This window comes from Phytoactinopolyspora halotolerans, assembly GCF_010550675.1.
In the GTDB taxonomy this organism is placed as follows: Bacteria; Actinomycetota; Actinomycetes; order Jiangellales; family Jiangellaceae; genus Phytoactinopolyspora; species Phytoactinopolyspora halotolerans.
Window position 1 is genome coordinate 14,575 of record NZ_JAAGOA010000039.1, and the last position, 19,590, is coordinate 34,164.

Here is a 19,590-nt window from a genome sequence, read left to right on the forward strand (position 1 = left end):
GCAAGCGAACGACATTGCGGTCGCGATCACGACCGCACTGTATGTCGTTTACCGCGATCGCGCCCACCGGCCGCGAGGGTCGCTGCGCCGCCGACGATGAGCGCCATGCCGGCCAGTGCCCACCACCAGGCGTCCGCGCCGGTGTCCGGCAGCTTCGGCGGCGCCCCCGGCGGCTCGGTCGGCTGCGGCTCGCTCGTGGGTTCCGGCTCAGGCGTCGGGCTCGGTTCCGGCGTCGGAGTCGGCTCGAGCGTCGGAGTCGGAGTCGGCTCGGGTGGCTCGGTAGGCTCGGGCTCGGGCTTTACAGTGAGGTAGGCCCGCTCGATCACCTGCTCCAGCGTGTTGCCGTCCCCATCGGTCAGGTTCACCCGCAGCGAGACGCTGCCCGGCTCGTCGGGATGGTCGACGACGAACCGCTCCCCGTCGACGATCTCCACCGGCTGCCACGTGCCGCCTTCGTCGAACGAGACGTCGACGGTCAACTCCTCGACGTTGCCCTCGCCGGCCCCCTCGACGACGAACGGCACTCTCAGCTCCTCCCCCGCCGGCGTCGTGCTCCTGGGCGACAACTCGGGCGTGAAGCGCACTACCGACAGAGGCAACTCCTGGATGTCTTCCTCGCTGGATGCCTCGGCGTCGAAGCCCCACGTCACCTGGACCCGGTTGCTGACCGTTGACACCTCGCGCGGCCGGGACACGTCGGTACTCAGCTCGAACCGTCCCGCGTCCGTCGGCGCCGGCCCCAGGTACACCTCCTCGAAAAATCCGTCCAGCGGCCCGTCGATCGCCGCGATCTCGTCACCGTTGAAGCGCAGCGTGCTCCGCGCGTCGTTGTAGCGGGAGTACCCAGGATTACCAGAGCCGTCGCCGAACGTCGGCACCATCGCCCACACATGCTCGCCCCACCGGAACGCTCCGGGCTCAGACAGCGGATGCGGCTTACTCAGGGTAGGCCCGAACACGCCGACGTTGTACGTCCTCTCCAGCGTCTCGCCGGCCGAGTATTCGCGCGGCACCGACTGGACGAGCGTGTCCCCGTCGTACCCGCCGTCCTCTTCGAACTGTGTCGCACCGAAGGACCAGAGGAAGCCGTCGCCGAGGACGAGGTTCTCGGCTTCAGCCGGCAATTCCAGATCCCATGGGAAGGTCCAGTAGGAGTACGCGTCTTCGTGCATCCAGCCCGTGATGGCCCCGCCCATCCGCTCGGAGGTATGTCCCACCACGGAGTCGATCACCGCGAAGTCATTCCTCGACGGTGCCTGGCGCATCCCGGCCAGAAGCGTTCCGGTGCCGCGCCAGCCCGCGTGATACCACTCCGGGGAATCGTTCGAAGGTGGCGAATCACTCGAAGCTCCGGTATTCCACACGCCGAGAAGCTCCGCGGATAGCTGATCATCTGACAACACCGGGCCGAGATCGGCGATGGCGATGTCGTTCGGCCCCGTGAAGAAGGGAGTGAATACTTCGAGGCTCGTGGTTTCGGTTTCCACGGTGTACGAATAGAAGCTCCAAGCAGGTTCGGCGTCGGAGTTTGGCATAGAGATGTCGAACGGTTCGGCCTTACGCGCGTCCAGCACGATCTCGGTGTCGCCGGTGAGGTCGAACATCGGGTTGAGGAGAAGCGTGTACCGCTCCCCACCGCCGCCGAAGTAGTCGCCGGTCAGGTTGTATGTGCCTTCCGGCACCCGCAGGGTGGTGCTGCCGTGCTCCTCCGGGAACGCGAACTCCCACAACTCCGAGTCCAGCCCGATCAGGTCGGCAGCCGCTTCCGTCGTGGGCCGGCCGTCCGGGTCCAGGAACGTCAGAGTCAGGTCGTACCACGGAGCCTGTTTCCAGACGCCGACCGCCGTGCTCACCGTCGTATCCGTCTCCGCGTCGGCGGCCGTGACAGTGCCACCGATGACGCCGTGTGGACCTTCCACGCGGGTGTCGACGGTGACCGTCACGCCGGCCTCACCGCCGGCCGGGACCGTCACCTCGGTCGTGTCCAGCGTGAACATGCCCTCCGGTGCAGGTTTGCCGTCCAGCCCGTACGCGGAGACGGACAGGTCGAGTTCGACCGGCTCGTCGCCCGCATTGCGGTAGGTCAGCTCTTGCGTCGCCGGTTCCTGCTCGTGCGGGTATTCGTGGATCCCGAAGTCCACGGCCGCGGGCGTCGTCGTCACGGTCTGCTCGACGGCGCGGGCGACGTCGACCCGGCCTGCCCCTTGTGCGTACGACGAGACTTCGCCTGGCGTAGCCGACGCCGCCAAGACCGCTTTGATCTGTTCCCCGTCCCAGTCCGGATGCTGCTGCGCCAGGATCGCGGCCGCCCCCGCGACGTGCGGCGTCGCCATCGACGTGCCGTCATACGCGATGTATGAGCCGCTTCCCTCGCTCTGCACCGCCCGGGCCGCGGTGATCTCCACCCCGGGTGCAGTGACGTCGGGTTTGAGTGAGCCGTCAGCCGCGGCGCCCCGCGCGGAGAACTCCGCGATGACGTCGCGTTTGTCCACGGCGCCCACGGTGAGCGCTGACGGGGCCGAACCCGGGCTGTCGACGCTGTGCGCGTAGGGGCCGAAATTGCCGGCGGCCACGACGAACAGCGTTCCCGTCTGCTCCGACAGGTACTCGATCGCCTGCTCCACCGGGTCAACGTCGGGGGTGTCCTCGCCGCCCAGGCTCAGGTTGACGACGTCGGCACCCTGGTCGACCGCCCACTGCATCGCCGCGACAATGTCCGACTCGTTCCCCCAGCCCTCGTCGTCGAGGACCTTGCCGTTGAGTAGCTGTGCGCCGGGTGCGACACCGCGGTAGCGCTCGCCGTTTCCCGCCGCGATCGACGCCACGTGTGTTCCGTGACCGAACCTATCCACCGTGTCTCTCGCGTCCGAGAAGTTCCTGGCCGCGGCGACCCGGCCGGTCAAGTCCGGGTGCGTGTCGTCGATGCCGGTATCCAGGATCGCGATGGTGGTGCCGGAGCCGTCCAGGCCGGCATCCCACGCGGTGGGCGCACCGATCTGCGGCACGCTGGTGTCCAGCGACGCTCGCACGACGCCGTCGAGCCACACCTTCTCGATGCCCGGTGCGAGCGTCCGCGCCGCCGTACCGTCGGCGCGGCCGTTGTCGTCGCCGTCGTCGTCGCTGCCGTCGTGGTCGGTGATGTCGTCCCAGAACGCGGATGCCTCGTCGCGCTCCACCTCGACCGCGGTCGAGCTCGCACTCGGCAGCCGGTCGGCCACGTCGGCCCCGGCCGCCGCCGCGACCGTGCGTTCCCCACCCGCATCGGCATGGGTCACGATCACCGGCAGATCGTCCCGGCGCTCGTCGTCGTAGCCGGACTCGACCAGCTCCGACACGTCGAACAGCCGCCGGTCCAGTTCGCCACGGGCCAGCATCATCCGGGCGTCGGCCGGCACCACCCACGTCTGTTCCTCCACCGTGCGGGTGGTGAACGACATGTGCTCCCGGCCCGCTGCCGGGCGGACCGTGCGAACCTTCCCGTCCGCGTCCAGGACGACGCGGTCGCCGGTGATCAGCGTCACCGTCGTGGCCGGGCCGGCGACGACGCCCGCGCCGTCCGTGCCCGTTGCCGGCGCCGAGGCCGCGGTACCCACCATCATCGACGCGGCGGCGCTTACAGCAAGAAGGGCGGTCACCGCACCGGCGACCGCCCGCCCACACCCTGTTTTCACGTTGTCCCCTCGCATTCAGCGAGGCCGCGTGCCGCCCCTCGACACGTCGTGGCCCCCGCCCACCCGCCGCGCGCACGCCAAGCCCCCTGCGTACGCGGCTACGTAGACAGAAGTAACCTAGCCGTACCGGCGGCCGGAAACCATACCCGTGAGCGAAACGAAGACATCGTGGTCGTCACCACGACCACAATGCATGCTCGTACGGCAGCCGACCGGAACGCTGAAGCCATCTGTCCCCGGAGGCTATGCACCGCTGCCGTAGGGACGGGTGATGATCTCCAGGTTGTGGCCGTTCGGGTCGTCGAAGTAGGCGCCGCGGCCGCCGTCGTTGTGGTTGATCTCGCCGGGGCGGCGGTGTGCCGGGTCGGCGAAGTAGGTGATGCCGGCGCGCTGGATCCGGGCGAAGATCTCGTCGAACTCCGACTCGGAGACGAGGAACGCGTAATGCTGTGCGACGATCTCATCGTCGTCGCTGTCCATGAAGTCCAACGTCACGCCGTTGCTGGTCTCCACCGGAAGGAACGGACCGAACGGCGCGCCGACCTGCAGGCCGAGGATACCCGCCACAAACTCGGCGGACTCCTTCTTGTCCCGCGACTTCACGATCGTGTGGTTCAGCTCGATCGCCATCAAAGCACTCCTCCAAGTCCTCCGCCCGTCCAGGTGCCCGCTTCTGCCAAGCTACGCGGACCTGCCTCCGGAGGAAACGGTACAAGTGCGAACATCTCGATCCGCGACATGGACCAATGGTCCATTTGGCCCTGACATGCACGAACGTCCAACGCTCAGCCTGTGGGCGTGGTGGCCGTGAACGCGAAAGATCGTGTGGTGATCACCACACGATCTCTCACGACGGCTGAGCCGGCGGATGATCCTTGAGCCATTGCTGCGCACGGCGCTTCGACGCGCGCGACAGCCACGCATCCTGTACGAGCTCGGCGAGCTCCCGCAGCGTGAGTTCGCCGATGCGGCTCGCGCGCAACAGCACCGACCGGTGACCGTAGAAATGCGGCGTCGTGAAGTACGGCGTGGCTTCGTCTTGGACCAGCGCCTGCTTGTCGTCCTCGGACGCCACCCAGAAGACGATCACATCCTGGTACCGCTCCCCCGTCTCCGGATCGACCGCGTCCGGCCGTGGGTTGCGGAAGAAGATGAACGACTTCTGCCCGACCTGGTAGACCGGGTTGTCGCCGGTTCCGTGATCGACCGTGACGTGCGGCATGGCCATGGCCAGGTCATGCACATCCTCGACGCGTGCGGGCCGATCTGCGTCGACGGTCATGCCCACATCGTAGGCGAGCCACCCGACGACGGAAACAGATCGGTCAACGGCGTACCCGATAGCGCAGGTGAAGCACCCGGTTGCTCTGAATCACCACGTCAGGGTCCTCCAACAGGTGCTGCGCGTCGACCGACCCGAAGTAGCGCTTTCCGGACCCGAACACGACGGGCACGACGTCCATACGCACCTCGTCGACCAGACCCGCGGCAAGCACCTGGCCGCCGACGTCGCCAGCGGCGACCTCGACCGTGCGGTCACCCGCAAGCTCCTGTGCCTTGGCCACGGCTGCCTCCACGCCGTCGACGAAGTGAAACGGCGCCTCGGGATCCCAGCCGTCGGGCTCCGGCCGGTGCGTCACGACGACCACGTGATCGACGCCGGCGGGAGGCTTCCCGCCCCAGCCGTCCGTCATATCGAAGACGTGGCGGCCGACGATCAGCGCCCCGATCTGGTCCCAGTACGGCCGGGTGTAGTCGTAGGACGTCTGCGACACCTTCAACTCGCCGCTCTCGTCCAACGGGACGTCACCGCTGGTCAACCAGTCGAACAGCGGTCCGGGCTGGTCATTCTCGTCGGCGACGAAGCCGTCCACCGACACCGTGGCATACATCACTACTTTGCCCATGGGGTCTCCTCTGCTTTGGGTGCCCCAAGATTAGAGTCTCGTCGGCTGTCGCTCTTGTAAGAAATCAATCGGCCGGCAGCGGCCAGCTGGCCAGGATGTGGCCGGGGTGGTCGCGCAGGAACCGCCGCCGGACTTCGGCGTACCGGGTCGGCGTGAGCCCGGTGAACTCCCGGAACTCGTGGCCGAAGTGGGCCTGGTCGAAGTAGCCTGCGCCATCGGCGACGTCGGCCCAGTCGATCGGTTCGGCGAAGTTGATCGCGAACACGGTGGCGCTGAAGCGGTAGGTGCGGGCCAGCCGCTTCGGCGTGACGCCGACGAGCTGTTTGAACCGCTGCGCCAGATGAGTGCTGCTCACACCGGCTGCCATCCTCAAGTCGCCGATCGCCACCGCGCCGTGAGTCGCCGCGATGACGCTGCTCGTGTGGCGGACCAGCCCCAGGCCGGCCGTCTCGCGCAGCCGTCGCCTAAGCTCCTCCTCGAGCAGAGTCAGCATCTCGTGCGGTCCGTCCGCCGTGGCCAGCCGGTCCTGCAGCTCAGCAACGGCGGGCCGGCCCCAAACCTGCTCCACCGTCACCGGCCGGTCACATAGCTCGGCCGCGGGCATCGGCAGGAACGGCGCCAGCCCCCACGGCTTGAAGTGCACACCGACGGACCGAGTCTGGGGTGGGTAGTCGAAGTCCCACGCGCGGGTGGGCATGGTCACCACGCAGCCGTCGGCGTACTCGGCCGTCTCGATGTCGGTGCCGGCGCGGATGCGGAACGGCGCCCCGAGATTGACCACGAGCAGCGCCGACGGCGTGGGCGGTAGCGTCAGCCGGGCGTACGGCGACGTACCCTCTAGGCAGTAAAGGTCGTCGATCAGTCCGTCCAGCGGCGGTCGCGGCACTCTGGAGACGTACTCCACGCGTACAGCATCGCGGACGCCCGCCGGCGTGTAAACCACATCGTAGGCGGCCCCGGCATCGGCCTAGCGTTCCGACGGCTGCTGCTCGTCGTACAGCTGTCGGCTTCGATCGATGTCGGGATTGTGCTCGACCGCCCACTCGGCCAGCCGCACGGCGGGGTCGATCAGCGTGCGGCCGACGTCGGTGAGCTCGTACTCCACCCGGGGCGGCACCTCGGCATACGTGGTCCTGGAGACGAGTCCGTCGCGCTCGAGGTTCCGCACGGTCAAGGTCAGCATCCGCTGCGAGATGCCGGGAATGCGTTGCTGCAGCTCGGTGAAGCGCATGCGCTGGTCGTGCAGCGTCGCGATCACCAGGAGGGTCCATTTGTTGCCGATCCGCTCCAGGAGCCGGCGGATCGCCTGGCCGCCGTCCGCCGCGGATCAGGCAGGCCTTTTCGTATCGCGACATGGACACGCTCCTGTCGGTAACGCACACGCGTGTGCCTTTTGTACCGCCTCCAATAGTCACTCATCATGTTCTTGCTTACAAGTCGTAACTATTGAGAGAGAAGGCGTTATGGAGATCGGCTACTGGATCGTCGCGGCACTGCTGGGAGCTTTCTTCCTCTATGCGGGCGGGAAGAAGGTCATCCAGAGCCAGGAGCAACTGGCGCCGATGATGGCTTGGGTCGACACGATCCCGATGTGGCTGGTCCGCTGCATCGGCGCCGTGGAGGTGCTCGGCGTCCTCGGCCTGATCCTGCCGCCTCTGACCGGCATCGCACCCGCGCTGGCCGTGGTGGCGGCCATCGGTTTCGTCGTCCTGCAGGTCCTGGCGACCACCCTGCATCTGTACCGTGGCGAGGTGAGGGAGACCGGGCTCAACGTCACGCTGATCGCCGTCGCGGCTGTCGCGGCATGGCTGGCCACCGCCTGGTGACGTCAGGAGACGGGTGCGTAAGCGCGGAGGAACGCGTCGACGCCGTCGTCGATGATCGCCAGGATCTCCGGAGCGGTGGCCGCGTCCGCGTAGACCGGTGTCATCGGCGACTCCGCATCACCAGAACGAGCATGCATTCCGGCTGTTCCCGCGACCACAACGCATTTCAGTCGACGCGAGAGATGGGTCGGAATGTCTCCCGCCGTGGCGCCGTTGCATGATCATGAAAGCTGCACGGATCACCCAGTACGGCGGCCCCGATGTCATCCGCCTCGAAGATGTGCCGACGCCGTCCCCGGATGCCGGTCAGGTTCTGCTGAAAGTCGCCGCCACGAGCTTCAATCCCGCAGACATCGGCGACCGGTCAGGCGCCTACCGCCGGGTCCGGCTTCCATTCGTCATCGGCTTCGACGTCGCCGGAACCGTCCATGCGGTGGGACCGGGGGTGACCGCCTTCTCTCCGGGTGACACGCTCATCGCCCGGCTGGACGGCGGTGGCGCCTCGGCCGAGTATGCCGTCGCCGACGCCGGGCTCGTGGCGAGGGCACCCGCCACCATCCCGCTCACCGACGCGGCCGCGATTCCGTTGGCCGGGCTCACCGCGTGGCAGGCGATCCACGAGCATGCGCGGCTCTCCAAGGGGCAGCGGATTCTGATCAACGGGGCCGGCGGTGGCGTCGGAGGTTATGCCATTCAGCTCGCCACACACGCAGGTGCCTACGTGATCGCCACCGCGAGCGCCCGGAGCGCCGACGAGGTGCGCGCGCACGGTGCCGACGAGGTGATCGATTACACCACCACGCCCGTCGCTGACGCCCTATCCCAGGACGTCGATGTGTTGCTGAACCTCGTCCCGTTGTCTCACGAGGACGGACGGAGCCTTGCCGGTCTCGTTCGCGAAGGCGGAAGGATCGTATCCATCACGAGCGAGATCGAGGTCTCGCCAGCCTCCGGCGTGACGTCGCTGCGGTTTGTCGCGCAGAACGAGCCGAAACACCTGGACGAACTCGTAAAGCTGGTCGACAGCGGTGACCTCACCATCGACATCAGCGAACGACTCCCGCTCTCCGAACTCGCCGACGTCCACCGGCGCAGCGAACGAGGCGACATCCGTGGCAAGGTGATCCTGATTCCTTGACCGCCGCGTGCGTGGTGGGCTCGCCGATGACGCACGTCAAGGCGAGCTCCGAGACGCGACCGCGTGGTCGGTCGTGCTACCGATCCGTCACCTCAGACGATCAGGCCGCCGGTGGCACGGATGTTCTGTCCAGTGATCCACTGGCTGTCCGGTCCGGCGAGGAACGCCACAACGTCGGCGACGTCGCTTGGCTTTCCGAGCCGTTGCAGGGCGGCGAACCCCGCCATCTGTGTATGCGCCTCCGGCGGGTTGGTCTCCCGGAACAGGTCGGTGTCGGTGGCGCCCGGAGAGACCGCGTTGACCGTGATGCCCCGGGGCCCGAACTCGCGGGCGGCGACGGCGGTGAACTGCTCGACCGCGGCCTTGCTCGCGCAGTACAGGCTGTGGCCAGGCACGGGAATCACCGTGTTCAACGTGGAGATGTTGATGATCCTCCCGTGATCTCGCAGCAGCGAAGCGGCCCGCTGCATGGCCAGCAGCGGGTACTTGGCGTTGACCGTCATGACCCGGTCGAAGTAGTCGGCGGTCACCTCCGTCACGGGTGCACGCGGGTTGATCGATGCGTTGTTCACCAGGATGTCGAGGCCGTCACGTACCGGTTCGAAGAGGGCGTCGAGGGTGGCGACGTCTTCCTGGTCGGCGCGTACGGCGGTGACCCGATCCAGTTGCGCGACGAGCTCGTCGGCCGCCGGCTTGTTGTCTTTGAAGCTGAACACCACGGTGGCGCCGTCGCGCGCGAGTCGCTCCACAATGGCGCGCCCTATCCCGCGCGAACCGCCCGTGACCACGGCCGTCTTTCCGTTCAGAAGCATGATCCAGACACTAACGACGGGCATCCGCGCTGTCTTGAACGAATGCGAACAACTCGGCAGGGGTGAGGCCGGACATCGCGCGTACCTCCCGGTTGAAGTGCGACTGGTCGGCGTATCCGTACTCGACGGCGCGTGCAAACCCGGCGTCCTGCCCGCTGAGCATGTGCACCGCGCGCTGGAATCGGGCGATCCGGGCCACGGACTTCGGCGACATCCCGATGTGCCGCTGGAACGCGAGTTGAAGTCCGCGCGGGCTCACACCCAGCTCCGCTGCCAGGCCCCCGATGCTGGTCCAGCTGGTCGGATCCTGCAGGCGCCACCAGGCATGCATCAGCCACCCATCCGTGGCCTTGCCGGGCTGCAGCCACCTGGTCAGCTGATCCTCAAGGAGCGCGAACCGACCGGGCCAGTCGGGTACCTCGCCGAGCCGGCCGATCAGCTCGTCGGCGCCTGCTCCTCCTGCCGCACTGAAGGGGATGGATCGACCGACCAGTTCGCTGGCTGGAAGGCCCAGCAGCGCCGACACGCCTGCGGGCGTCAGGCCGACCGCGACGCCGTGCCGCCAGACGGCCCGCTCGTACACCGCCGGAGCAATGCGCGGGCCGGTCACCAGTGCGTGCGCGCTGTCAAGGTCGACAATGAGCGTGGTGACGGTCAGCGGAAGGAGGCGCCGCCGAGCGTAGCCGTCCCCATCCGCGCGGAAGCCCGCGTATCCTGCGACATACGGACGCAGCGACGGACGCGGACGGCCGGTCGCGGCGTCGGCACAGTGGAACCCGTCCTCCGCCAGCAGCGAATGGTACTGAGGAAGCACATCTCCATCATGCCGTTCACCGGCCGGAAGGCACACCCACGCAAGGTGGCGTCGCCGGTAGTGAACGACATCGTGGTCGTCCCGGCAGCCGCAATGCATGCTCCTTCTTGCGGTGCGAGAACCTCGGCATGACTCTGGCGTGAACGATCGCCGGGCCCCGTCGTGAAGACGACGCCGAGCCCCGTCGTGAAGACGACTTTGGTGGGACCTGACGCCACAAACTCGCCTTCATCACATCGACACCGGCGAATGAGCCGCTCGTTGCTCCGCAGGCGAACGCCCGTTGCTCCGGCGGCGGGGGTGAACTGCCGGGATTGCCCGAGTTTGTGCGACGCCCGGACGGCCAAGCCGGCACGACGCCGGGACAACCGAACCGACCGGTCGCCCGGGACTGGCCCAGGCGACCCGCCGGCGTTCGCGTCCTCTTCTCAACGCTGTGTCGTCACCACCGGACCGGCCGAGGTCACGTCCGCGCAACAGGGCCGCGTCGGGTCAGCAGGCCGCCGGTGGCCCAGATGTCCTGCCTGACGCCCCATGATCATGAACACTTACCCGTGTTAAATGAACGGGAAGTGTTCATGATCATGGGGTTGGGGGGGTTGGAGGTTGGGGGGCGGTTGTGGGTGGGGTTACTTGAGGGAGAAGGTCGCTAAGCGCACGTCGCCGTCGAAGACGAGGTGCACATCGCGCCGGCCGTCGACACCAGACAGGTCGGCGTTGACCGTCGTGTACTCGTAGACGCCACCAGTGCTCGGAACCGTCGCCGTGCCGGCCAGCGGCCCGGTCGGCGAGTCGAGCCGGATCTCGATCGATCCCGCCTCGTCGCCGCCGTTGGCCACGCGCGCCCGGAACGTCGACGCCCGCCGGCCGAGCTTGGCGTCGGAGAACTCGATCCACGCCCCGTCGCCGCCCTGGACCGCGGTGCCGCGCTCCTTGCTCTCGTCGACCAGTTCCACACCGGAGTAGTCGTCGAAATTCTCCGCCCGCGTCGACTTGACCAGGTTGCGCGGCGGGATCGTCTCACCGTTCACCCGCACCGTCGTCTCTGCCCGGATGTCGTCCGCCGACGCGCCGACCCGCAGGTCATAGTCGGACTTCTCGACTACCCACTTCTCCCGGGTGACGTCCCAATGCGCCAGGTCAGACGCCTGCACCGTGAACTCGACCGTCTCCGTCTCCCCCGCATCCAGCGACACCCGCTCGAACGCGCGCAACTGCTGCCGCGCCACCGTGTCCCGGGATGTCCGCTGATGCGAGTAGAGCTGCACCACTTCGTCGCCGGCACGCTCGCCGGTGTTGGTGACGTCGACCCTGACCCGGATCTTGCCGTCGCCGCCGACGGACTTCCCGTTCGTCTTCAGGTCCGAGTACTCGAAGGTGCTGTAGGACAGGCCGTGCCCGAACGAGTACAGCGGCTCGCCGTCGTAATACATGTACGTCCAGCCGCTATTGATGATGTCGTAGTCGAAGATGCTCGGCAGGTCGTCGACACCGTCGTACCAGGTCTGGGTCAGCCGGCCGGCGGGGTTGGTGTCGCCGAAGACGGCGGAGGCGATGGCGTTTCCGGTCTCCGAGCCCGCGTGCGTCGTCCACAACAGGGTGTCCGGCTGCTCATCGAACGTCGCCGGGTAGCTCGTCTCCAGCACGACGACGGTGTCCGGATTGGCCGCTGTCACCGCCTCGACCAACTCCTGCTGGCTGCCGCCGAGCTCGAGCGTCTCCCGGTCATGGTTCTCTCGCCCGTAGACGAACGGCTGGCTGCCGACGACGACGACGGCCGCGTCGGCGTCCGAGGCAGCGGCCACCGCCGCGTCGACGCCGCTGTCCACGACCTCCTTCTCGAACCGCGCCGCGTCGGCCTTCAGGCCGGTACCGACGGCGCCGTCCTCGGAGACCGTGACGTAGTGCTCGGGGAATCCCCACCAGCTCTCGTTCGTCTCGTAGCCGACGTACTGGATCAGGTACGTCCCGTCGTCCTGCTCCTCCAGCCGGAACTGCTGCTGGACGAACCAGCCGCTGGGCTCTTCCGAGCTGGTGTTGTAGGGCCCGAAGGCGCCGGTCAGATACGTGCCCGTGTCAGCGTTGCGTAGCGTCGCCACGTCGGCCATCCACTCGTTGATGTCCCACTGCGACGCGGGCGTCGGCTCGCTGTCCGACGCGATGACCTGGTCTCCGGGAGCCGTGCCCGTGGCGGTCAGGTACCTGCCGGTGGCGGTGTCCTTGAACGCCACCCGGTCCAGGCCCTCGACGCCGCTGACGTCGGCGTCGCCGCCCAGCCGTTCGGTGATGCCGTCCAGCGGCGTCACCTCGTACGGCATCGCGCCGCCGTACCAGTCGCTGTACAGCTCGTCGTGCAGCGGACCGATGACGGCGATGCTCGAGGTCTCGTCTGCGTCCAGCGGCAGCGTACCGTCGGCGTTGTCCAGCAGCACCAGCGCTTCCTCGGCCGTCTGACGGTTCAGCTCCCGGTGCTCCGGCCGGTCGAGGACGTCGGCGGTGATGTCCGCGTACGGCCCGCCGTCGGGGTCGAAGTGGCCAAGCCGGAACCGGATGGAGAGCACGTGCCGCACCGAGTCGTCGATGTCGGCGACGGTCAGGTAGCCCTTGTCCAGCGCGGACTTCAGGAAGCCGATGGTCGCTCCCGGGTTGTTCTCGTCGACGGTGAAGCCGTCGAGCCCGGCCTTGATCGCAGCCGCGTACGCCTCGTCGTGCTCATCGAAGTAGCCCTGCGCCTCCACCAGCGCCCGCGGTGCCCAGGCGTCGCTGACGTTGTAGAGGTCCTTGTCCGTCCAGGAGCGCACGACTTCGTCGATGTCCGGGTCGACGTGTGTCGGCCGGCCGTTGACCAGGTTGTACGACGCCATGATGCCGGTCGCCGCGTCTTCGGAGATGGCCGTCTTGAACGCGGCCTGGGCCCACTCGTGCTTCACCCGCGGCGTCAGGTTCGACGACGACAGGTTGCGGTCGTCCTCGTTGCCATAGCCGTAGAAGTGCTTCAGCACCGGCGCGACCTTCAGGTACTCCGGGTCGTCGCCGGACAGGCCGCTGCCGTACGCGGTGGAGATGGCGCCGATGAGCAGCGGGTCTTCCGAGTAGCCCTCCTCGTTGCGGCCCCAGCGGGGATCGCGGAGCGGGTCGACGACGGGCGCCCACACCTGCAGGCCCCAGTAGTCGGGGTTGATCGAGTTATAGCCGCGCAGTTCGTCGCCGACTACCGAGCCCACGTCGGAGATCAGGTCCGGGTTCCACGTACTGGCCAACCCGATGGCCTGCGGGAACACTGTGGCGTCGGTAGCCAGCACCTGGTTCCAGTTGTCGTCGCGCTTGTTGGACCAGGCCACGCCGTGCAGCGCCTCGGTGCCGGCCTTGAAGTACGGGATCCCCAGGCGCGGGATCGGCTCCTGGGACTGATGCAGCAACGACAGCTTCTCGTCCAGCGTCAGCCGGCCGAGCAGGTCGTCGATCCGCTCGTCCAGCGGCCGGTCAGGGTTGCGGAACGGGTAGTCCTCGTCCTGCGCGCTGGCCGTGGGCACCAGCATGAGGCCGGCCGCCAGCAGCGGGACGGCGAGCAGGGCGAGGATCTTGATCGGTCGTGGTGGGCGGCGCGTGGGTGATCCTGCGCGCCGCTTCCATCGAAGTGACAGGGGTCTCATCGGCTTCACGATCCTCTCCGTCGAGGTCGCCGGCCTCCCGCTGTGTGCGGTGGCCGGAACGGACGAACGTATCGAAGCGCTTCGACAGAGCACTGGAGCGCTCCCAGTCGAAGCGCTTCGACTGTGGCACACGCAGCGCATCAGGTCAAGGATTGACTCCGTACGCGCAAGACGGTACGAATGACGACCGCCCAGGGGTGGTACACAACGTCGCCCAAGGGTGACACGTAACGTCGACCGCCCGGGGTCGCGGACCGCCCCGCTGGTAGCCATCGTCAATCCGCGGCGCGCGGAGATCGGGTGCCTATACTGTCACCGCCGATACGGCGCAACACGCCAACACGTGAACATTCGAAACCTTTCGGATGAAGGTCTCGATCACACCCGCAGGATGGTCGCCCGTGCCACCACGAATGATCGACGTCGCCCGTCGGGCGAACGTTGCGCTGAGCACGGTCTCCTACGCGATCAACGGCCAGCGTGCGGTGTCCGAGGAGACCAGGCGCCGCATCCGGCAAGCCATGGACGAACTGGGCTACCAACCCAATGCGCTGGCCAGAGGCCTGGCGAGCAAGCACACCAACATCCTGGCGCTACTATTCCCCACACCGGAACGCGGTTTGGGCGTGACCGAGATGGAGTTCGTCGTCGGCGCCGCCGACGCCGCCCGGGAGCACGGCTATCACCTCGTGCTCTCCCCCAGTGAGCTGCGCAACGTCCGCGACCTCGAGCAGCTGACCGGCCAGGGCCTGATCGACGGCGCGCTGGTGATGGAGGTCCGGATCGACGACGACCGGGTACAGCTGCTCGAACAGGCCGGCGTCCCGTTCAGCATGATCGGCCGCACCAGCGATCCCGGACGGATCGACTACGCCGACATCGACTTCGAGCAGACCACACGAGACGCCGTCGGACACCTGGTCGAACTGGGACACCGCTGCATCGGTTTTCTGAACCACTCACCGTCGGCGTTCTCCGTCGGCTACGGTCCGACGGTGCGCGCCTCTGAAGGCTTCCGGCGTGCCGCCGCGACCGCCGACGTCGTCCACGTCGAGCGGCTGTGCGGTGATAACGCCGCCGCCGGCCAGGCCGCATTCCACGAAATGCGCGCGGCGCAGCCGGACATCACCGCGCTGATCGTGATGAACGAGCGGGCCATCGTCGGCGTCATGGACGCCCTGGACGAGATCGGGTGGCGGGTGCCCGACGACCTGTCCATCGTGTCGATGGTCTCGTCGACGCGCGTCACCGAGATGATGCGGCCGAAGCTGACCACCTTAGAGCCGCCGAGCACCCAACTCGGGCGCCTGGGGATCCAGATGCTCCTGGATCAGATCGACGGCGGCGCCGGCGAGCGGGCGCCGGTGCAGGAGTTGTTGCCCTGCCGGCTGGTGATCGGCGCCAGCTCGGGACCGCCGCCCGCCCGCTGACGTCGCGTGTCAACCATGTCAGCCGGAACGGCGTCGAAGATGCATGGACATACGACGTCGCCGGATCCTCGCCGCTATCGCCCTCACCAGCGCCGCGCTGCTCACCGTGGCCGCCTGCGGTGAGGAGGCGCCGCAGGTCAGCACCAGCACCGACGGATCCGGTGGCGACGACACGCCGCCACCGGCTCAGGACGCCGACCGCCCCGGCCAAGCGGCCGCCGACAGCCCTTCCGCTGATGACCTCGTCGCCACGTGCGGTGGCATCCGGTTCGACGAGCTGCCCGCCGACCCGTCGTCGTTCCCGCCGCTCGGCGACGACCAGGCCGACGACATCGATCTCACCATCGCCGAGGGCGAGGCGGAATTCTTCGACATCCACGATTGGTACGTCGCCAGTGAGAGCGACGACGAGCTCAGCCTCTTCGGAATCCCCCACGACCCGGTCCCGGAGGGCCCGCCGTATGCGAGCGCAAGCTTCGACCGCGAGGGCGACAGCTGGGTGCCGAGCAGCTGGGGCCAATGCCGGGTGAGCATCGACGCCGCCGGCTGGGGCAACGCGCACTTCGTCCTGGATCCGGATGTAGAACCGGACCCGGAAGCCGAGCGGATCGCGGTTCAGGCGTGGGAGGTGGACTGTGCCGGCGGGCAGGTGCCGGAGGGCCGCGAGGTCCGGCCCGTCGTCCTCAGCGAGGACGAGACCACGGTGGAGATCGTCATCCTGGTCGAGCCGGTCACCGGCGACGCAACGTGTCCCAGCAACCCGAGCTTTCCACTCGAGATCGAGCTCGGGGCACCCCTGGGCGATCGGGCCGTCGTCGACGCGAGCGTCGATCCCGCGCTGGAGCGTCCGTGGCCCCCGACGGAATCGAGCCAGATGTCCAACGGCATGGACGAGTGACGGTGGCCTCCGCCCTGCCTCGCCTTCGGGGACGGCGACGCTCTATGTGTGGCCGTGGGACGAGCATACGTGCACTCGGGAATGTTCCACGAGGACGTGCTCGGCGCGATCTCCGCCAAGTACGACGGCTGGAACGCCGCCGCGGAAATCGAGCCGTACGGCCCACGGGTCATGCTCGAAATCCCGGTCGACCGCTGGTTGTTGAAGGGCGCCGCGCAATAGGGATCATGACTGCTCAGGTGTCCACCATGTCATGACGCGTCGACGAACCCTTGACACCACCCGCGGCCGAAGCGATCATGAACGGACCTTGGAAAGCGGTTTCTCTCACCGAAGCGCGCAGCGTGGCGCAAAGGAGCAGGCCGATGGAACCCAACGGCATGGACCGACGGAATTTCCTCAGAACCGCCTCGGCGGGTCTGATCGCCATCCCGTCGGCTCTGACATGGATGGCCGGAGCGGCGTCGCCGTCCACGAGGTCCAGCGTCGCACTCACTGACGACGGCGAGGTCGACGAACCCGCCCTCTCTGTGCTGGTCAACGCCGCGGATGAGATCGGGAGCGGCGCGTTGAGGTCGGACGTCGGCGCCGGCTCGCCGCGCTCGCAGGCTCGCACGATCCGTCGCCTCGTCGCGCCGTTCGTCTCTCCGCGCTCACAGCACCACCACAGCGGCGCCTTCGTCGACTCCATCCTCGAGCGGCTGCGCGTGCTGGAGCGTCAGCAGCACGACAACGGCACCTTCACGATCGGCAATATCCAGTCCCCACCCGATACCGGATTCCTCATCGAGGACCTCGGCGTCATGGTCTCCCTGCTCCGCGTCGACGACCACCCACGTCGCCGCGCGCTGGCACAACCCATCGAGCGGATGATGCGGCGCGCCGGATCCGGTCTGGTGAACGGCGGCGTGCACACGCCGAACCATCGATGGAAGATCGTCTCGGCGCTGGCCCGCATCAACGACGTCCGCCCTGACGCCGCGTACGTGCAGCGCATCGATGACTGGCTGGCCGAAGGCATCGATCAGTTCCCGGACGCCATGTACAGCGAGCGCAGCCCCACGTACGCCGCGGAGGTCACCAATCTGTCGTTGCTGGCGGCCGCCTGGGTTCTCGACCGCCCGGAGTTGCTCGACGGCGTCCGCCGCAACCTGGAGATGTATCTGTATCTCACCGAGGAGAACGGCGAGGTGGAGGCGATCCACTCCCGGCGGCAGGATCAGGACCATCGGCTCAAATACGTCCGCGACTTCTACCTGCAGTATCGGGAGTTCGCCCTGCGCGACCACGACGGCCGGTTCACCGCCGTCGTCAAGGGGATCGAGCAACGCGACGCCGGGCATCTCGGCGACGCGTTCGCCAACGTGCTGGAACGCCCCGAGCTGATCGCCGTGCTCCCCGAACCGTCGGAGCTGCCCACCGACTATGCCGAGTTCTTCCCCAGCGCACAACTCGCCCGCGTCCGCCGCGGAACCACGTCGGCGTCCGTCTTCGGCGGCACGGACTGGTACCACGACGGCGAGCAGACGCACCTGTTCAACCGCATCGGTTCCGGCATCTCCACCAACCCGACGTTCCTGAAGCTGCGTCGTGGTGAGGCGGTCCTCGAAGCGGTGCGCATGTCACCGGTCTTCTTCAGCATGGGTCACTTCCGCAGCAACGGGCTGGAGGTCGTCGACGACGGCGTCTACCGCCTGCACAACGAGCTCGCCATCCCCTATGCGCTGCCGCTGCCCGACGAGCACCGCCGCGAGGACGGCGACTACCGGCACACCAACTCGATCGACGGGCGCTACTTCTCCAAGCTCGACTTCCCCAACCGCCCGCACCATTTCGTCACGCTGCGATCCCAGGTGCTGGTCACCGAGGTCACCGGCGGTTTCGATCTCGACTTCACCGTCGATGAGACCGACGATGTCAACGTGACCATCGAGTTGTCCTTCCGCTCCGGCGGTGAGCTCACCGGGGTCGAATCCTTGGACGACGACGGCGCGTACCGGCTGCTCGGTGGCCACGGGTCGTACCGGGTGGGCGATGACGTGATCACCTTCGGTCCCGGCAACGACACCGGCGTGGTCGATATGGCCTCGGGTGAGCAGTACAGCGTGCACAACGGAAACCTGCCCCCGCTCAGCGACACCCGCGTCTACATCACCGGTGTCACGCCCTTCGAGCACCGGCTCGAGATCCGCTTCGAGTAGACCTACCGGCGCGTTGGACCAGCCGCGTTCATGGCACGTCGAGGGACTACTGAGCGGGGTGAAATGTCCGACATGTGGAGGCCCCCGGCGTGCCATGGCACCGCAACAGGTTTCCCGACGAACCCAGCAGGGCACCGGCTGGATCGTTGACGTCACCGCCGATCTGCTGCAGTGGCGGCAATCGCTCAGGTCCGAACGTCGCGCATGAGCGTCTGAACGCGTACCGTCAATGTCTCGACAACGCCAGACAGCCGCTCAGGAGCGCGCCAGCGGACGAAATCCGCCAATTCGACGGCGACGAGTGCGAAGCAACGCGCGAGCACTCCGGTACCGGCCACCTGCGCACCGGCGGCCCGGATGAACTCCCACCCAGCAGGATCAACGTCATCTTCGGTCAGGAGCGTCGCGTAGTCGTAGACGCGGGTACCGCTACCCAGGGCCTCGATATCGATGACGGCGGCCACCTGCGCGGACCGGAACAGCACGTTGCCCAGCCGGAAGTCGCCGTGCACCAGGTCCCCCGTCGGCAGCTCGACGTCACCGAAAGCCGCCACGAGCGCGTCAACCGAGGCCACGAAACGCGACCCAGCGGTACATGCTTGGGCTATCGCGTACCGCGCATCGTCCCACCCACCCGCCAACTGGCCCTGAACATATTGCGACCAGCAGCGCCCCGGATCGACGTCGAGACTGTCGTGTCGCTCTATCACCCCGGTGAGCGTCTCTGCGACCTCCAGGGTAAGCCTCGTGTTCTTGCGCCCCGGCACGTACTCCTGAATGTGGTACGCCAGTCCGGACCCGGCCACACCTCGGGCAACCCATGCTGGTGTGGGATAGCCGGCCTCTCTGGCCAGCTCAACCGCCCTAGCTCCACGGATGATCTGCGACGCCCATGCCCGATCAGGAGACCACTTGAACACGCCGATCTCGTGCTGCTCCTCGTCCGCGCGAACGAGCCAGGTCCCCGATTGAAAACCGCCGCTCAGCCGGCGCACCAAGCGGAATCGTGTGCCATGAAGGGTGTTGGCCCAGGCCAAGATCCGGCGCGCGGTCGCGGTGTCCGTTCGATCCACGTTGCCACCGCGTGGGTCAGGAACGTCGGCGGACGTCATGGCGACTAGGGCGTGTCTCCCAATTCTTTCGTTTGGTGTGGTTGATCATGGATGAGTGCTCAGAACTGGTGTGATTTCGGATGAGTTGTGGGAGTTGATCGAGCCGGAGCTGCCATCCCACGTGGGTC

16 protein-coding genes are annotated in these 19,590 nt (G+C 67.4%); 6 read left to right on the top strand and 10 right to left on the bottom strand.

Annotation, left to right across the window (positions count from 1 at the left end):
* Positions 1-26: 26 nt before the first annotated feature.
* From G1H10_RS31320 to G1H10_RS31345, 6 genes are all read right to left on the bottom strand, one after another.
* Positions 27-3,635, bottom strand: coding sequence for a S8 family serine peptidase (locus tag G1H10_RS31320; protein ID WP_163745212.1), 3,609 nt, complete (start codon positions 3,633-3,635; stop codon positions 27-29).
* Positions 3,636-3,914: 279 nt separating this feature from the next.
* Positions 3,915-4,301 carry a VOC family protein gene (locus G1H10_RS31325; RefSeq protein ID WP_163745213.1) on the bottom strand — a complete coding sequence of 129 codons (387 nt, stop codon included), beginning with the start codon at positions 4,299-4,301 and terminating at the stop codon, positions 3,915-3,917.
* Positions 4,302-4,518: 217 nt separating this feature from the next.
* The gene (locus G1H10_RS31330; protein WP_163745214.1) at positions 4,519-4,953 is read right to left on the bottom strand and encodes an MmcQ/YjbR family DNA-binding protein; all 435 of its coding nucleotides are present in this window, start codon (positions 4,951-4,953) and stop codon (positions 4,519-4,521) included.
* 43 nt (positions 4,954-4,996) lie between these two features.
* Entirely contained in the window at positions 4,997-5,578 is a 582-nt protein-coding gene (locus G1H10_RS31335) for a dihydrofolate reductase family protein (RefSeq protein ID WP_163745215.1), read from the bottom strand.
* A gap of 64 nt (positions 5,579-5,642) precedes the next feature.
* Positions 5,643-6,464 (bottom strand): helix-turn-helix domain-containing protein, encoded by an 822-nt coding sequence (locus tag G1H10_RS34890; RefSeq protein WP_163745225.1) that lies wholly within the window; start codon positions 6,462-6,464, stop codon positions 5,643-5,645.
* Positions 6,465-6,545: 81 nt separating this feature from the next.
* On the bottom strand, positions 6,546-6,836 hold the full coding sequence (locus tag G1H10_RS31345) for a winged helix-turn-helix transcriptional regulator (protein WP_216853854.1): 291 nt from the start codon (positions 6,834-6,836) through the stop codon (positions 6,546-6,548).
* 205 nt (positions 6,837-7,041) lie between these two features.
* On the opposite strand from G1H10_RS31345, the gene G1H10_RS31350 reads away from it, so the two are divergent.
* Positions 7,042-7,404, top strand: coding sequence for a DoxX family protein (locus G1H10_RS31350; protein ID WP_163745216.1), 363 nt, complete (start codon positions 7,042-7,044; stop codon positions 7,402-7,404).
* A gap of 217 nt (positions 7,405-7,621) precedes the next feature.
* Complete coding sequence (locus G1H10_RS31355; protein WP_216853855.1) at positions 7,622-8,542, top strand: NADP-dependent oxidoreductase; 921 nt, start codon at positions 7,622-7,624, stop codon at positions 8,540-8,542.
* Positions 8,543-8,634: 92 nt separating this feature from the next.
* Here G1H10_RS31355 and G1H10_RS31360 read toward each other — a convergent pair whose 3' ends face one another.
* The 3 genes from G1H10_RS31360 to G1H10_RS31370 all read right to left on the bottom strand — a co-directional run bounded on the left by G1H10_RS31360 (position 8,635) and on the right by G1H10_RS31370 (position 13,821).
* Positions 8,635-9,354, bottom strand: coding sequence for an SDR family oxidoreductase (locus G1H10_RS31360; RefSeq protein WP_163745217.1), 720 nt, complete (start codon positions 9,352-9,354; stop codon positions 8,635-8,637).
* Positions 9,355-9,364: 10 nt separating this feature from the next.
* On the bottom strand, positions 9,365-10,168 hold the full coding sequence (locus G1H10_RS34895; RefSeq protein ID WP_163745218.1) for an AraC family transcriptional regulator: 804 nt from the start codon (positions 10,166-10,168) through the stop codon (positions 9,365-9,367).
* Positions 10,169-10,797: 629 nt separating this feature from the next.
* A complete protein-coding gene (locus tag G1H10_RS31370) occupies positions 10,798-13,821 on the bottom strand; it encodes a glycoside hydrolase family 3 protein (protein ID WP_216853856.1) in 3,024 nt (1,007 codons plus the stop codon).
* A 401-nt stretch (positions 13,822-14,222) separates the two neighbouring features.
* Here G1H10_RS31370 and G1H10_RS31375 point away from each other — a divergent pair, with 401 nt between their 5' ends.
* The 4 genes from G1H10_RS31375 to G1H10_RS31390 all read left to right on the top strand — a co-directional run bounded on the left by G1H10_RS31375 (position 14,223) and on the right by G1H10_RS31390 (position 18,350).
* Positions 14,223-15,251 (top strand): LacI family DNA-binding transcriptional regulator, encoded by a 1,029-nt coding sequence (locus G1H10_RS31375; RefSeq protein ID WP_163745219.1) that lies wholly within the window; start codon positions 14,223-14,225, stop codon positions 15,249-15,251.
* A 43-nt stretch (positions 15,252-15,294) separates the two neighbouring features.
* Positions 15,295-16,149: a hypothetical protein gene (locus G1H10_RS31380; protein WP_163745220.1), complete on the top strand. Its 855-nt coding sequence runs from the start codon at positions 15,295-15,297 to the stop codon at positions 16,147-16,149.
* 48 nt (positions 16,150-16,197) lie between these two features.
* On the top strand, positions 16,198-16,371 hold the full coding sequence (locus G1H10_RS31385; RefSeq protein ID WP_163745221.1) for a hypothetical protein: 174 nt from the start codon (positions 16,198-16,200) through the stop codon (positions 16,369-16,371).
* Positions 16,372-16,514: 143 nt separating this feature from the next.
* Positions 16,515-18,350, top strand: coding sequence for a hypothetical protein (locus tag G1H10_RS31390; protein WP_163745222.1), 1,836 nt, complete (start codon positions 16,515-16,517; stop codon positions 18,348-18,350).
* Positions 18,351-18,535: 185 nt separating this feature from the next.
* Here G1H10_RS31390 and G1H10_RS31395 read toward each other — a convergent pair whose 3' ends face one another.
* Entirely contained in the window at positions 18,536-19,423 is an 888-nt protein-coding gene (locus G1H10_RS31395; RefSeq protein ID WP_163745223.1) for a phosphotransferase family protein, read from the bottom strand.
* Positions 19,424-19,590 lie beyond the last annotated feature (167 nt).

Excerpts from the sequence above, each read along its gene's own strand:
- G1H10_RS31325 (WP_163745213.1), bottom strand. The coding sequence starts at position 4,301 with ATGGCGATCGAGCTGAACCACACGATCGTGAAGTCGCGGGACAAGAAG.
- G1H10_RS31390 (WP_163745222.1), top strand. The coding sequence starts at position 16,515 with ATGGAACCCAACGGCATGGACCGACGGAATTTCCTCAGAACCGCCTCG.
- G1H10_RS31330 (WP_163745214.1), bottom strand. The coding sequence starts at position 4,953 with ATGACCGTCGACGCAGATCGGCCCGCACGCGTCGAGGATGTGCATGAC.
- G1H10_RS31360 (WP_163745217.1), bottom strand. The coding sequence starts at position 9,354 with ATGCTTCTGAACGGAAAGACGGCCGTGGTCACGGGCGGTTCGCGCGGG.
- G1H10_RS31350 (WP_163745216.1), top strand. The coding sequence starts at position 7,042 with ATGGAGATCGGCTACTGGATCGTCGCGGCACTGCTGGGAGCTTTCTTC.
- G1H10_RS31335 (WP_163745215.1), bottom strand. The coding sequence starts at position 5,578 with ATGGGCAAAGTAGTGATGTATGCCACGGTGTCGGTGGACGGCTTCGTC.
- G1H10_RS31380 (WP_163745220.1), top strand. The coding sequence starts at position 15,295 with ATGGACATACGACGTCGCCGGATCCTCGCCGCTATCGCCCTCACCAGC.
- G1H10_RS31370 (WP_216853856.1), bottom strand. The coding sequence starts at position 13,821 with ATGAGACCCCTGTCACTTCGATGGAAGCGGCGCGCAGGATCACCCACG.
- G1H10_RS31355 (WP_216853855.1), top strand. The coding sequence starts at position 7,622 with ATGATCATGAAAGCTGCACGGATCACCCAGTACGGCGGCCCCGATGTC.